The organism is Lysinibacillus louembei, from assembly GCF_033880585.1.
In the GTDB taxonomy this organism is placed as follows: domain Bacteria; phylum Bacillota; class Bacilli; order Bacillales_A; family Planococcaceae; genus Metasolibacillus; species Metasolibacillus louembei.
This window is the reverse complement of the sequence record NZ_CP137624.1, coordinates 558480-573291: the sequence shown is the minus strand read 5'-3', so window position 1 is coordinate 573291 and position 14812 is coordinate 558480. Positions and strand designations below refer to the sequence as shown.

The following is a 14812-nucleotide window of genomic DNA, read 5'->3' as shown; positions in this document are numbered from 1 at the left end:
AAGAGGTGAACACATTCGCCATAATCAAGGCAAAATCTATGTTATAGTAGCTATACATAAGTAAAAGGAGCGTAAAGAAATGGCAAAAAGCGTAGTATTAGCAGAAAAACCTTCAGTAGCACGCGATATTGCGAATGTGCTGAAGTGTCATAAAAAGGGTAACGGGTTTTTAGAAGGTGACAAATACATTGTGACATGGGCTTTAGGGCATTTAGTAACACTTGCTGACCCTGAAAGCTATGATGTCAAATATAAAACATGGAATTTAGAGGATTTACCGATGCTGCCAGAGCGTTTAAAGCTGACAGTGATTAAGCAATCAGGCAAACAATTTAATGCGGTAAAGTCACAGCTAAGCCGTAGTGATGTCAATGAAGTAATTATTGCGACAGATGCAGGACGTGAGGGGGAGCTTGTGGCGCGTTGGATTTTAGCGAAGGCGAAAATTAATAAGCCTGTCAAGCGTCTATGGATTTCTTCTGTTACAGATAAAGCGATTAAAGAAGGCTTTGCTAATTTAAAGCCTGGTAAACAGTATGAAAACCTATACCATGCAGCGATTGCACGCTCTGAGGCAGATTGGTATATCGGCTTAAATGCAACGCGCGCATTAACAGCGAAGCATAATGCACAGTTGAATTGTGGGCGTGTGCAAACACCGACATTGGCCATGATTGCAGCACGCGAAGATGAAATTAAAAACTTTAAGGCACAGACATATTACGGCATTGAAGCCCAAACAGACTCAATTAAACTAACATGGCAAGATGCAAATGGTAATAGCCGTAGCTTTAATAAGGAAAAAATCGACAGCATTATTAAAACGCTAGGTCGCCAAGATGCGAAGGTTATCAATGTGGAACGAAAGCCAAAGAAATCCTTTGCACCAGCGCTGTATGATTTAACAGAGCTTCAGCGTGATGCGAACAAGCTGTTCGGTTATTCAGCTAAAGAAACATTAAATATTATGCAAAAGCTTTATGAATCGCATAAAGTGCTGACATATCCACGTACAGATTCACGTTATATTTCATCGGATATTGTGGGTACATTGCCAGAGCGTTTAAAGGCATGCGCAGTAGGCGATTATCGCACAATTGCCAATAAGATAGCGACAAAGCCAATTAAAGCAACGAAAGCGTTTGTCGATGATAGCAAGGTCAGCGATCACCATGCCATTATTCCAACAGAGGCATATGTCAATTTATCGGCATTTTCCGATAAGGAACGTAAAATTTATGATTTAGTTGTCAAGCGTTTCCTTGCAGTATTATTACCAGCACATGAGTACGAGCAATTAACAGTGCAGGCTGAAATTGCAGCGGAGAAATTTATTGCGAAAGGTAAAACGGTGCTGAACGCAGGCTGGAAAGAGGTTTACCAAAATCGCTTTGATGATGAAGAAACAAACGAAGATGTGAAGGAGCAGCTGTTACCTCGACTTAATAAAGGTGATGTGCTGAAAACGCGCTTAATCGCAGGAACATCCGGTCAAACAAAGCCACCAGCGCGCTTCACAGAGGCGACATTATTATCGGCGATGGAAAATCCGACAAAATATTTAGAGACGGATGACAAACGTTTAGCAGACACATTGAAATCAACAGGTGGGCTTGGCACTGTTGCGACACGTGCGGATATTATTGATAAACTGTTCAATTCCTTTATGATTGAAAAGCGTGGCGGTAAAGATATTTTCATTACATCGAAAGGGCGCCAATTGCTTGATTTAGCACCTGAAGAATTGCGCTCGCCAGCGACGACAGCCGAGTGGGAGCAAAAGCTAGAATTGATTGCAAAAGGCAAGCTACAAAAGGACACGTTCATTAATGAAATGAAAGAGCATACGAAAGCAATCGTAACAGATATTAAAAATAACGATAAAAAATACAAGCATGATAATATCTCAACAAAAACTTGCCCAGATTGTGGCAAGCCGATGCTTGAGGTCAATGGTAAAAAGGGCAAAATGCTTGTTTGCCAGGATCGTGAATGTGGTCATCGTAAAAATGTTTCACGCACGACGAATGCACGTTGTCCACAATGTAAGAAAAAGCTTGAACTACGTGGCGAAGGTGAAGGGCAAATTTTCGTATGTAAATGTGGTTACCGTGAAAAACTGTCTGCCTTTGAAGCACGTCGTAAGAAAGAAGGCTCAGGTAAGGTCGATAAACGCTCTGTGCAAAAATATATGAAGCAGCAGGATAAGGAAGCAGAGCCAATCAATAATGCATTTGCTGAATTATTAAAGGGTCTTAAATTAGATGAATAGCTTGTAGATATGAAATGCACCCAATTGTTTAGGAGTCACTAAACAATTGGGTTATTTATTTTGAATAAATACTAAAATGGATGCGGCTTCTTTTGTATTTTATTAAAACCATCATGATTTAGGTTAATGCACTTTATACTCGATTTCGTAGCTTTTAGAATTTGCCGAAGTTACTAAATGACCTAAAGTCCATGTGACGATATTTATCGCCTTCAAGAAAGCCATTTCTTTTTATTACAGTTTAATTCCTATGTGACAGAAGGCTTTTCTACAAGTACAGCTATTTTAGACATATAAATATCCATTTTTATGATGAAAATATAACATAAAGTGTGTGGAATGCTGTAGAAAACTTTCTATCATTGCCCCACCGTGCTAAATATTTTCTTAAGAAGAACTTAAGATATTCACAAGAAATATACGGTACTATTTATGAGAATGTATAATAATAATGGACAAGGGGAACGGTGTAGGGAATATAGTAAGGAGAGATGAAGCCTTGAATTTGAATATTTTAGTATTAGATGATGAAAAGGAAATTGCCGATTTAATCGAAGTTTATTTAATAAATGAAAAATACAATGTGTTTAAATATTACGATGCGAAAGAGGCTTTAGCATTTATAGAAAGCACAACGATTGATTTAGCCATTTTAGATGTGATGATGCCCGAAATAGATGGCTTTACGCTGTTAAGGAAAATTAGAGAAGCTCACACTTTTCCTGTTATTATGCTGACTGCAAAAGAAGAGGAGATAGACAAAATAAACGGCTTTTCGCTAGGAGCAGATGATTATATTACGAAGCCTTTTCGCCCGTTGGAGCTCGTCGCTCGTGTCAAGGCTCAAATAAGAAGGTTTACAATGTATAATCAGGACGCTAAGCATAGTGAAGATACGATAGACTTCTCTGGCTTAGTTTTAAATAAAAGCACACGTCAAGTTTTTCTGAACGAAAAGCAATTAGCTCTTACACCAACTGAGTTCTCTATTTTATGGTACTTATCTTTAAATAGAGGAAAGGTGATTAGCTCAGAGCAGCTATTTCAGGAGGTTTGGGGAGAAAAGTATTTTAACAGCAATAATACTATTATGGTCCATATTAGAAATTTGCGAGATAAAATGAAGGATTCTGCGGAAAATCCAAAGTTTATTAAAACGGTTTGGGGAGTGGGATATACAATTGAAAAGTGAATTTGGCCGACTGAAGAGGAAAATGATTGGGCAAATTATTTTTATTTTAGTAATAGCCATCATTAGTGGCTATCTCATTAGCTTCGTTTTGCTTGATGGAATATTACAAGCGCCGTTTGCGGATTTATTTATAGCCTTCTGTGAAAATGTGCTGCAATTAGATTGGTATGTAGCAAGAGACGCTTACTCCGTATTGTTTCAACAAAATAAATCCTTTTGGTTGGCTATAGGATTTATTATATTATTACTTATTATTTTTTACATTGCGCTTTCTCGTTTTACTCGTTATTTTAATCAAATTAGCGATGGTATTATGATGCTTTCAGAGGATTCAGAGAAGGAAATTCACCTTCCTGCTGAGCTAGATTTTTTAGAAAAGCAATTAAACAATGTAAAAGCTAAATTAGAGAAGCGTGCCAAAGATGCGCAGGAAGCAGAGCAGAGAAAGAATGATTTAGTTGTTTATTTAGCACACGATATTAAAACACCGCTAACATCAATTATTGGTTATTTAAGCCTTTTAGATGAGGCGAAGGATATGCCGGTGGAGCAAAGGGAAAAGTATGTCACGATTACATTAGAAAAATCGTATAGATTGGAGCAATTAATTAATGAGTTTTTTGAAATAACAAGATTTAATTTGCAAACTATTATTTTAGAAAAAAATCTAATTCCTTTAAATTATATGCTATTGCAAGTAGCTGATGAATTTTATCCATTGCTAGCACCGAAAGGTCAAAAAGCAGTTGTCCAAATAGATGATGAAATCAATATTTATGCAGATGGTGATAAATTGGCAAGGGTATTTAATAATATTTTAAAAAATGCAGTTGTCTATAGTAATCCAAATAGCACCATTGAAATTAGCGCTAGAAACGAAAATAATCAGACGTTTATTTCATTTACGAATGTAGGGAAAACAATTCCTGCTGAAAAGCTGGAGATGATATTTCAAAAATTTTATCGTTTAGATAGCGCAAGGTCGACGCAAACAGGTGGTGCGGGGCTTGGCTTAGCAATTTCCAATGAAATTATACAGGCGCATGGTGGGACGATTACAGCTACTTCAAGTGATCATAAAACCGTGTTTACTGTGATGATTCCAACGAATTCTTAAGAAACCTTAAGAATTTACTAATGGTTAATTAAAAAAATGCTCCTTTTTTTATGTTTCAATAGAAGCATACAGAAAAGGAGTTGTTATTTATGTTCACGAAAAAAGGGATTTTTAGTATCTTGTTGATATTAACGGCGCTATTCCTTTATTTTATGCTAACAAGGGAGCCTTCAATGTCTTTACGTCAGGACATTGCCTCTTCAAAATTATTCGCACCTGTACAGAGCGAGGGAACGCTTGATATTAGTTTACACAGCTCCAATGCAATTTTAGTGAATTTGGATAAAAATGAAGTGCTATTGGATAAAAATAGTGAGCAAATTATTTACCCAGCATCTTTAACAAAAATGATGACAATTTTAGTAGCTATTGAACATATTGATGATTTGCAAGAACGCATTGTATTACCGAGGGAAATATTTGATGATTTATATCAAGAAAATGCCTCTATGGCAGGTTTTCTTCCAAATGAGGAGCTTACTTTAGAGGATTTACTGTATGGCTCTATGCTGCCGTCAGGTGCGGAGGCAACAATCGGTTTAGCTGAATATATTGCTGGCTCAGAGCAAGCATTTGTAAAGCTTATGAACGATAAGGCTCAGCAGCTAGAAATGGAAAATACGAATTTTACAAATACAACAGGATTACACAATGCTAATCATTATACGACGGTTAAAGATATTTCCTTATTTTTACAATATGCGTTAATGAATCAGGAGTTTCGAAATGTTTATACAGCACAGCGTTATTCTATACAATCAACAAATCTCCATCCAGAAGGCATCACATTGACAAGTCGAATGTTTCAAAATATGAGCTCCAGCATGCTACCTCAGGGCGAAATAGTAGGTGGCAAAACGGGCTATACAGATGAGGCAGGCTTATGTTTAGCAAGCTTAGCAGTGGTAAATGGACAAGAGTACATCCTTGTAACGGCAGGAGCTGAAGGAGGACCACGAACTGAGCAATTTAATATAGTGGATGCATTTTCAGTATATAGTGCGCTGTGAGCTTTCAAAATAATAAAGGTGAAAGGTTGTTTTTGGTAACCTTTCATTTTTTTATTTGATTGAGAAAGGCTTCGTATAATGAAAATCTAGTTTTTGAAAAGCCAAATAAAAATATGAGCATTAATTTTTATTAAGGCTATATGACTTAAGATCTATTTAACGTTTTGTGCATGAAAAAATAGGGTATGGTCTGATATAATTGTCTTAACTAAAATGCACAGAAAGAGGTGAAGTTTATGAAAATTGCTAGCTTGATGCAAAGCGGCATGTTGGATTTTGAGGGACGCAAAAAGGTATTACAACGCAAAGAGATGGGTGAGGCATATAAAAGAACGGCACAATTTGCTAAGGCAAGCCAAAACCCAGTTCTTGTGGCGTTAGAAAATTTGCTGTCAGGTAAAACAGAGAAGGATTTACTAGCAGCAGACGCAAAAGCGAATGATACACAGCAAAGGCTAGAGACACCTGAAGCGCAAGCGCAATTACGCCACCTACAAATGACAGAGAGCGAAGTAAAGGCACATGAGCAGGCGCATAAAGCGGCGGGAGCAAGCGTCACAGGGCCAATTTCATACACATATACGCAAGGTCCAGATGATCAGCTTTATGTAAGTGGTGGAGAAGTGTCTATTCAAACACCTACGACAAGCTCTGACGAGGAAACAATAAAAATATTAGAGCAGGTACGTCAAGCGGCATTGGCACCTGCACAGCCATCTCCACAGGATTTGCGAGTAGCTGCGAGCGCAGCAGCACAGATTCAACAAGTGCAGACAGGGCTTGTTGCAGAACTGGAACCACATGAAGAGCCCCCATTTGTAAACGAAGACTTAACTTTCGATGTGCCTGAGCAATTTACAAATGATGTAGAGCGTAATGCGACAGCACCAACGATTTTCGGTAAGGAATTAGAAAATATTATTACACAAAGAACGTTTAATAAAGCAAAGATGCAGTACCAAAGCCATATTGAGATGGTGAAAAACGGCTATCTTGCGGTTGAAGAGCCAACATTTTCAAAAATTGCGTAAACATAAAAGTTGTTCTAGTATGTATGCTAGAACAGCTTTTTTTATCATAATTTAAATACCCATTGAATCATGATAAAGCCTCAGAGTAATTGATATATGCTAAAAGGAGGGTGTAAAATGGCAAAGAAAACAGCTAAGACGAATGCCGTTCGCATCATTGAACAACAAAAGATTCCGTATGAGGTGTTGGAATATACGGTGGAGGAAGGCGGTGCAATCGATGGTGTGACAGTTGCGCAAAAAACAAATCAACGAGTAGAAACGGTGTTTAAGACGCTTATTGCCACAAATGGCAAAGGGCAATTTTATGTTTTTGTCATTCCTGTAGCAAAGGAATTAAACTTAAAGGCAGCAGCAAAAATAGCAGGTGAGAAAAAAGTCGAGCTCATTGCAGTAAAGGAGCTACTAGGCTTAACAGGCTATATTCGTGGAGGCTGTTCACCAGTTGGCATGAAAAAGCTTTTCCCAACATTTATTGATGCATCAGCACAGCAGCTACCATTTATGATTGTCAGTGCAGGGAAAATTGGTATGCAGATGAAGCTACTACCACAGCATTTATTGGAAGTTGTCAAAGCACAATACGGTGAATTGACGATGTAAAGTATAAGAAAGAAGGCAAATGATATGCGGAAAAAATTTGCATGGCAGTGGACATTCTTTTTTGTCGGTTTAACTGTCATGTCATTAGGGATTTCTTTAACGATTAAAGGGAAAGCGTTAGGAACAAGCCCGTGGGATGTATTACATATTGGTTTATTTAAGCAATTTGGCTTAACGATTGGTACATGGTCTATTTTGACAGGGCTTATCATCGTTGTAAGCACCTCATTATTTTTAAGAAGATGGCCGAAAATAGCAACATGGTTAAATATGCTATTAATTGGTTCTTTTATTGATTTATTTAACTGGCTGCTACCATCAACATCTATTTTTATATGGGAGCTGTGCTATTTTATCGCAGGATTTTTTGTCATGAGCATTGGCTGTGCCTTATATATTTCGGCGAATGTCGGAGCGGGTCCACGCGACACGATTATGATGATTATTGTTGAACAGTTTGGCGGTTCTGTGCGTTTAGCAAGGACGATTATGGAAGTATTTGCAGCGGCTGTCGGTTGGCTGCTTGGTGGTCCAGTTGGTGTAGGGACAGTTATACTTGCACTAGGCTCTGGACAAATTATTCAATGGGCATTGCCTTTCTTTAGAAAACAGCTAGCGCAATTGATTGGTGAGCCAAATATGTTAAAATAGATTTACATTACACGAAGGGATGAAGTGCTTTGTCAAAAATATTAGATGCATTTTTACAAGAGAATTTACAAGCGTTGCATGAGCAAGGATTATATAACGAAATCGACCCTGTAGAAGGCGCAAATGGTCCGATTATTAAAGTGCGTGGCAAAAATTTAGTTAACTTATCATCAAATAACTATTTAGGTTTAGCAACAAATGATGAATTAAAGAAAGTTGCAAAGGAAACAATTGATGTATATGGCGTAGGTGCAGGTGCTGTACGTACGATTAATGGTACGCTTGATTTGCACGTGAAGTTAGAGGAAAAGCTAGCAGAGTTCAAAGGAACAGAGGCAGCAATTTCTTATCAATCAGGCTTTAACTGTAATATGGCAGCAATTTCAGCTGTGATGGATAAAAATGATGCGATTTTATCAGATCAATTAAACCATGCTTCTATTATTGATGGCTGCCGTCTATCAAAGGCAAAAATTATCGCATACAACCATTCAGATATGGGTGACTTACGTGCGAAGGCGAAGGCAGCGAAAGAGTCAGGTCTTTACAATAAAATTATGGTTATTACAGACGGTGTCTTTTCAATGGATGGTGATATCGCGAAGCTACCAGAAATTGTTGAAATTGCAAAAGAGTTTGATTTGATTACTTACGTGGATGATGCGCATGGCTCTGGTGTGACAGGTAAAGGAAAAGGCACAGTGAAGCATTTCGGCTTGGAAAATGAAATCGACTTCCAAATCGGTACATTATCAAAGGCAATCGGTGTTGTTGGTGGCTATGTAGCTGGGAAGAAGCAATTAATCGACTGGTTAAAAGTGCGTTCTCGTCCATTTTTATTCTCAACAGCATTGCCACCAGCGGATGTTGCAGCAATTACAAGTGCAGTACAAATGATTATCGATTCAACAGAGCTACATGATAAGCTGTGGGACAATGGTGATTACTTGAAAAAAGGTTTATCGGAGTTAGGCTTTAATATCGGTGCATCTGAAACACCGATTACACCATGTATTATCGGTGATGAAAAATTAACACAAGAATTTTCAAAGCGCCTATTTGAAGAAGGCGTTTACGCAAAATCAATTGTTTTCCCAACAGTACCAAAAGGAACTGGTCGTGTGCGTAACATGCCAACAGCAGCACATACAAAGGAAATGCTAGATGAGGCATTAGCGATTTATGCGAAAGTAGGTCGTGAATTAGGTGTAATTCAATAAGCGCAACAAAAGGCTGCCGGAAAAATAGGTAATAAACTACCTACTTTTTTGGTAGCCTTTTGTATATAGCTTAAAGCATATTTATGTGTAAGGAGGTGCGGCTAAATGAAGCGGATAATGAAAGGGTTTTTGATTTTTTCAATTTTAGTATTGATTGGCTGTGAACAGGAGAAAATAGTTGAACAGATGCCTCCACTATCACCTACAGAACAATTTGTGCTGGAGCAATTGATTAATAAAAATGGGCTATTGCAAACAGATATGCAACAGCAAAAGAAGGTGTTTTTATCTGAATCCGTCGGACTGTGGCTAACCTATTTGCTAGAAAAGGAAGATAGAGAGCGATTTCAGGAGCAAGTAGATGTGTTAAAGCAGTATTTTATAACGGATGATTTGATTGTTTGGCGCATGGATGGCGATAAAAAAGCGACGGTGAATGCATTTATTGATGATTTACGCATCATTCACGTTTTATTAGAGGCTGGTGAACGATGGAATACGGCGCAATATATTAGCTTAGCAAAGGAGCTAGGAAAGCAGCTTACAAAGTACGGGATGCTAGACGGAATTTTTGTTGATTTTGTTGATATTTATTCAAAGGATAAAGCGACAACTATTATGTTAAGTTATATACTGCCAAATGCATTACAGAAAATGGTGCAGTACGATGTTATAACAAATGAACAAATGGCTCAACAAATATATATTGTACAAAATGCACAGCCTACGAAAGAGGGATTTTACCCCAAATCCTATGATATTTTAGCGAAGGAATATACGTATGATACAGAGCTGCATATGATTGATCAATTGTATACAGCTTTGAATAAGCTACAGTTGGGCGAATCGACAGATATGTTTACACAATGGCTGCTAAAGCTATATGAAAGAGATGGTCAGCTATATGGACGTTATGAGGCAAGTACAAATTTACCTGCCGTCCCCTTTGAGTCGCCAGCAGTTTATGCCCTTGCTACAAGCTATATGCTCGCACTTGGAAACAAAGAAATGGCGAATCAATTTTTTCAGCGAATGCATGCATTAAGAAATGATGAGCTATTAGGGTATATTGATACAAAAACGAAGGCAACACATATATTTGATAATTTACTGCCTTTAATGACAGAGAGGGAGATGGAGGATGCGAATAACGATAAAAGGAACTAAATCCTTGGTAGTATACGGCATACTGCTACTATTGCTCATGCAAATCCCTGTGTTTATGTTGTTGAACAGAGGCGAAGAAGGATTATTATTATATATTCTTTTGATTGTTATTATTATTTTAACGATATGGAAAGGTGCGGTGGCTGGCTTAATTAGCAGCCTTGTACTTATTTTTTGCAGTGGAACAATTCTATTGTACATGCGTATAGCTGGTACAATTTCAACAATTAGTGCTACTTTTCCGCTATATTTATTTTTTATTTATGGTGCGCTACTATTACTGCTTATTTTATGTGCTGGAAAGGTGCGGGAGCTGCTTCTATTACAGGATCAACACATTCAGCATCTTGAGCGGGATGTCAGTCGTTTTGTTGCTATTGATATAGAAACAGGGTTTGATAATGAAACACGTATGTATTCAACAGTGGAAGAAGAAATGAGCAGAACGGACCGCTCTAAGCATAATTTTGTATTTATTCTTCTAAGGTTGGAAAACTATAAGCAGTTTAAGCAGCTATATGGAGTGAATGAAGTGCATCATTTGTGGAAGCAGCTAGCGATGAAAATACAGAAAACAGTTCGCCAAACGGATAAAAAATTTCGTTACGGAGACAATCAAATCGCCCTCCTTTTGACAGATACATCAAGTCAGTTTATTGATGTAGTGTATGAAAAATTAGATCAAGCTTTGAAAAGTCATCAGCTATTGAATGGGCATTGGGTAACATTGCGTTATAAAACAAGCTACTTCGTTTATACATCTCAAGTAGAACAAAGCTTTGAAGAGCTATTATTGAGCTTAGAAAGAGAGCTGAGAACAAATGAGCTTTAACTATAGGCTTTTATTCATCGTCTATATAAGTAGTGTTATGCTGCTGCCTCAGCTTGTCAGTGCAGAGAAACCCCAAGGTGGAATTGCCTTGATTTACGCGAATGAAGAAATAAACGAAGATGTGCAAATTTTATATGAATTGCTTAGCATATATGAGACTACAGATTTATTAGCTGTACAGGATGTGGATAGAGAGAGGTTGTTATCGTATGAACGAGTAATTGTCTTCAATTCCTCCTCTGCTCAAATGCCTGCTAAAGCTGTACAAGCCTTGAATGACTTCCGAGGTGTAGCTATTGCGATAGGAAATAGCGCGTTACAGCTAGCGCCATTTGCAGAATGGCATATTGGAGAGGAAACGACATTACTGAAGATTGGTGATAAGATACTAAACAATCCACTTAGCTGGCAAATCGTGCAGCCATCAGATGACGCAGAAATTGTGCAAACATCCGCTTCGTTTTCACAAAAATATCCATTTGTTGTTGAAATGCCAAAAAGTAACTGGTCATATATAGCCCTTTTTGCAAAGGAGCTTGTATATGAATGGCCATCTCTCATTAGCCAATTATTGCAGCTACATCCGCCAAGCAATCATGAGGCGTTTATTGTGCTATCGGATATTAATATGAAAACAAATGTTGAGCACTTAGAAAAATTAGTAACGATTTTAAAGCAATATGAAGTGCCTATCGTATTGGAAATAGCTCCTTTCTATGAAGAGAATGGAGAGCTGCTTCATTTAGAGAATAATAAGCCGCTTATTAAATATTTACAAATTTTGCAGAGGAATGAGGCAAGCTTTGTATTAGCACCACCTCCCGCTGAAGCAGTGGAAAAAAGCTTGGACTATTTAGTGCAAAATCGAATTTATCCTACATTGCTAAATGGTAATAGTCCTATATTTAGTCATTTAGTACAAATGAGACCTCTCCATATTTATCGAAGCATACACACCCGTCAGCATATTTTCCCATATACAGTGCAAACTGCAATTGATGCAGGAGACAATCCACTTTATCGAATGGAACAAACAATCACCCAACTACTAAGAACGCCAGGAGCTATTATCAGCTTTCAATATCCAAGCTATGCAGATGCTACGCATTTAGTAAATCTTATTAAGCTTGTACAACGACCAAATGTGCAATGGCTTGATTTTCAAGCATTGGATTCTATCGTACAGGCAGAGAATGTAGTAATTGAGCAAACCGTTGAAGGCAAGCTAAATGTGCAATTATCCTTTTCTATTTTTGAGCGCTTACGAATGTATTTTGACCACAGTCCTTTTGAATTTGGCTTGTGGATATTAGTCATAACGGTTGCTCTGTTCGTTCTGTTGTTTTTTATGAATACATTGAGACTTCGCATGACATTGCGCAAACGATTATTTGAGGAGAGGAAAAGCAATGGCTGATATATTATTTTATTGTGCGCTCACCTTGATTTGGATGATGTTACTTTATCACATGTTTTTGATGGAGGGTGGCTACCTGCACTTTCGCTCATTTGAAAAGCCTATTGATCAATGGAGCGAAAAGATGGTGGATGTTCCAACTGTAAGTATCTTTATTCCCGCACATAATGAAGCGGTTGTGATTGAGCAAACGTTACGTGCAATGTCACGTTTATATTATCCGAAGGACAAGCTAGAGGTTATCGTCATCAATGACAATTCCTCTGATAATACAGGAGAAATTGCACAGCGTTTTACAGAAAAATACCCCTTTATTCGCGTCATCGAAACAGTCGAGCCGAATAAAGGGAAGGGTAAATCCTCTGCCTTAAATTCAGCATTGGCGGCTTCAGACAGTGATATCGTTGTTGTCTATGATGCAGATAATACACCTGAACGGATGGCAGTTTGGTATTTAGTGATGGGGCTTGTTAACGACCCGAAGGCTGCTGCTACAGTAGGAAAATTTCGTGTTATTAATGCAGACGAAACGTGGCTAACACGCTTTATTAATATTGAAACGATTTGCTTTCAGTGGATGGCACAAGGAGGACGTTGGAAATGGTTTAAAATTGCCACAATCCCAGGAACAAACTTTGCGATTCGACGCAGTGTGCTAGAGTCGCTAGGTGGCTGGGATGTGAAAGCGCTTGCGGAAGATACAGAGCTAACGATTCGTGTTTATAATATGGGCTACCATATTCGCTTTTTCCCAAAAGCAATTACATGGGAGCAAGAGCCGGAAAATTTAAAGGTTTGGTGGAAGCAGCGTACGAGATGGGCGCGTGGCAACCAATATGTTGTATTGAAGTTTTTGACACAGTTTATGACATTGAAACGCAAAAGCATTATTTTTGATTTGTTCTATTTCTTTTTTACTTATTTTTTATTTTTTTTCGGTGTCATTTTATCTAATGCCCTTTTTATTACCAATTTGTTTGTTGATATTCATTTAACAGTAGGTAATATCGCAATTATTTTATGGATATTAGCATTTTTGCTTTTTTTAGGAGAGGTAATGATTACGTTAAGCATTGAAAAGACGGAGATGAATCGAAAAAACTTCTTTTACGTTATTTTAATGTATTTCACCTATTCACAAATGTGGATTGTGTTAGTGGTGTGGTCGCTCTTTTTAGAAATAAAGCGAGCTATTACAGGGCAAGAGGTGCAATGGTATAAAACGGAGCGTTTCGCTAAAAAGACGAAATAGGAGGTCATGAAGGTAGTGAAAAATATAGCTTATTTAATAGCGATATATATCAGCTTGTTATTTTATTCCGAGCAGGTCGCTGCAGCAACGATTGAAATAGATGAGGAGAAGCTACAAATGAATGTAAGTGAAACACTGAAAAAGCCCTTAGTAACTAAATCTATTGAACTGCAAGGAACGGAAGCATCCAGAGATTTTTATTATACGCTAACAGAGGATGTGCTGAATGATAAAACATATGAAGTTATATTTCATATTCGTCATTCTGGGCTATTAATTGCACCCTCTTCTTTTACAGTAAAAATAGATGATAGTGCCATTAAAACAATCCCATTAACACAAAATAAATTGAGTCAGTCTGTAACCGTTCAATTACCGAAGGAAGCTTTAGCAAAAGGAACACATAAAGTGACGGCAAGCTTTTATGGTATTGTAAAAGAAGGTGTTTGTGTAGCGTCAGGTAATGCAGGTAATTGGCTGCGTATTGACCCGCTTTCCTCTATTTCTTTATTTGATAAAGGGGCGCAAGCATGGACACTCGCTGATTATCCCTCTGCATTTTTTAGCTATGAAGGCAATGAAACAACACTAATTATCCCAAATCAAGCATCTATAGCGACATTAAACAATGCTTATCAGCTCGCTGCCTATTTATCAGAGCACAGTGAGCAGGATGTGCATATTGTCAAAGAATCATCGGTGCAAACAGTCAGAGGAGCAGTCATTGTAGTAGGTGCGCAAGATGAATTTACAGAGCCCTATATGAAAGAAATACTGAGAGGTATCAATGCTGAGGAGGCGACACTAAATGTTTTTGCATTTGAAAGTACAGCCAATAGGCAAAGTGTTCCTGCACTATTCGTCACTGCAAAAGAGGCAGCTAGCTTACAGCAAGGAATTTCGCTATTAACAACAGAGCATTTATACAAGCAATTAGTCGGAGACACCTTTTCAGTAAAGAGTCTGCCTGTGTTTGACCATTTACAAACATCTGAAATTCCTTTGAGCAATTTGGTTTTACTACGCAAACATTATCAAGTCAAGTAAC

13 protein-coding genes are annotated in these 14812 nt (G+C 37.9%); all 13 read left to right on the top strand.

Translation table 11 applies throughout. From position 1 onward, the window contains the following. Positions 1-79: 79 nt before the first annotated feature. The 13 genes from R6U77_RS02735 to R6U77_RS02675 all read left to right on the top strand — a co-directional run bounded on the left by R6U77_RS02735 (position 80) and on the right by R6U77_RS02675 (position 14811). Complete coding sequence (locus tag R6U77_RS02735; protein WP_319837336.1) at positions 80-2272, top strand: DNA topoisomerase III; 2193 nt, start codon at positions 80-82, stop codon at positions 2270-2272. A gap of 499 nt (positions 2273-2771) precedes the next feature. Next, positions 2772-3464: a VanR-ABDEGLN family response regulator transcription factor gene (gene vanR, locus R6U77_RS02730; protein ID WP_293926759.1), complete on the top strand. Its 693-nt coding sequence runs from the start codon at positions 2772-2774 to the stop codon at positions 3462-3464. A gap of 22 nt (positions 3465-3486) precedes the next feature. Beyond that, positions 3487-4581: a sensor histidine kinase gene (locus R6U77_RS02725; protein WP_319838335.1), complete on the top strand. Its 1095-nt coding sequence runs from the start codon at positions 3487-3489 to the stop codon at positions 4579-4581. A 173-nt stretch (positions 4582-4754) separates the two neighbouring features. After that, the gene (locus tag R6U77_RS02720) at positions 4755-5591 is read left to right on the top strand and encodes a D-alanyl-D-alanine carboxypeptidase family protein (RefSeq protein ID WP_319837335.1); all 837 of its coding nucleotides are present in this window, start codon (positions 4755-4757) and stop codon (positions 5589-5591) included. 236 nt (positions 5592-5827) lie between these two features. Next, positions 5828-6622 carry a putative metalloprotease CJM1_0395 family protein gene (locus R6U77_RS02715; RefSeq protein WP_319837334.1) on the top strand — a complete coding sequence of 265 codons (795 nt, stop codon included), beginning with the start codon at positions 5828-5830 and terminating at the stop codon, positions 6620-6622. 117 nt (positions 6623-6739) lie between these two features. Continuing rightward, the gene (gene ybaK, locus R6U77_RS02710) at positions 6740-7225 is read left to right on the top strand and encodes a Cys-tRNA(Pro) deacylase (RefSeq protein WP_319837333.1); all 486 of its coding nucleotides are present in this window, start codon (positions 6740-6742) and stop codon (positions 7223-7225) included. Positions 7226-7249: 24 nt separating this feature from the next. Continuing rightward, positions 7250-7876, top strand: a complete 627-nt coding sequence (locus tag R6U77_RS02705) for a YczE/YyaS/YitT family protein (protein WP_319837332.1) — start codon at positions 7250-7252, stop codon at positions 7874-7876. A 29-nt stretch (positions 7877-7905) separates the two neighbouring features. Next, the gene (locus R6U77_RS02700) at positions 7906-9096 is read left to right on the top strand and encodes a glycine C-acetyltransferase (RefSeq protein ID WP_319837331.1); all 1191 of its coding nucleotides are present in this window, start codon (positions 7906-7908) and stop codon (positions 9094-9096) included. 105 nt (positions 9097-9201) lie between these two features. After that, positions 9202-10263 carry a hypothetical protein gene (locus R6U77_RS02695; protein WP_319837330.1) on the top strand — a complete coding sequence of 354 codons (1062 nt, stop codon included), beginning with the start codon at positions 9202-9204 and terminating at the stop codon, positions 10261-10263. Beyond that, positions 10238-11095, top strand: coding sequence for a diguanylate cyclase domain-containing protein (locus R6U77_RS02690; protein ID WP_319837329.1), 858 nt, complete (start codon positions 10238-10240; stop codon positions 11093-11095). Before R6U77_RS02695 ends, R6U77_RS02690 begins: the two co-directional genes overlap by 26 nt. 88 nt (positions 11096-11183) lie before the next feature. Next, on the top strand, positions 11184-12512 hold the full coding sequence (locus R6U77_RS02685) for a hypothetical protein (RefSeq protein WP_319837328.1): 1329 nt from the start codon (positions 11184-11186) through the stop codon (positions 12510-12512). Beyond that, the gene (locus tag R6U77_RS02680) at positions 12505-13764 is read left to right on the top strand and encodes a glycosyltransferase family 2 protein (RefSeq protein ID WP_319837327.1); all 1260 of its coding nucleotides are present in this window, start codon (positions 12505-12507) and stop codon (positions 13762-13764) included. The genes R6U77_RS02685 and R6U77_RS02680 overlap by 8 nt, the downstream gene beginning before the upstream one ends. A 15-nt stretch (positions 13765-13779) precedes the next feature. Further along, complete coding sequence (locus R6U77_RS02675) at positions 13780-14811, top strand: cellulose biosynthesis cyclic di-GMP-binding regulatory protein BcsB (RefSeq protein WP_319837326.1); 1032 nt, start codon at positions 13780-13782, stop codon at positions 14809-14811. Position 14812 lies beyond the last annotated feature (1 nt).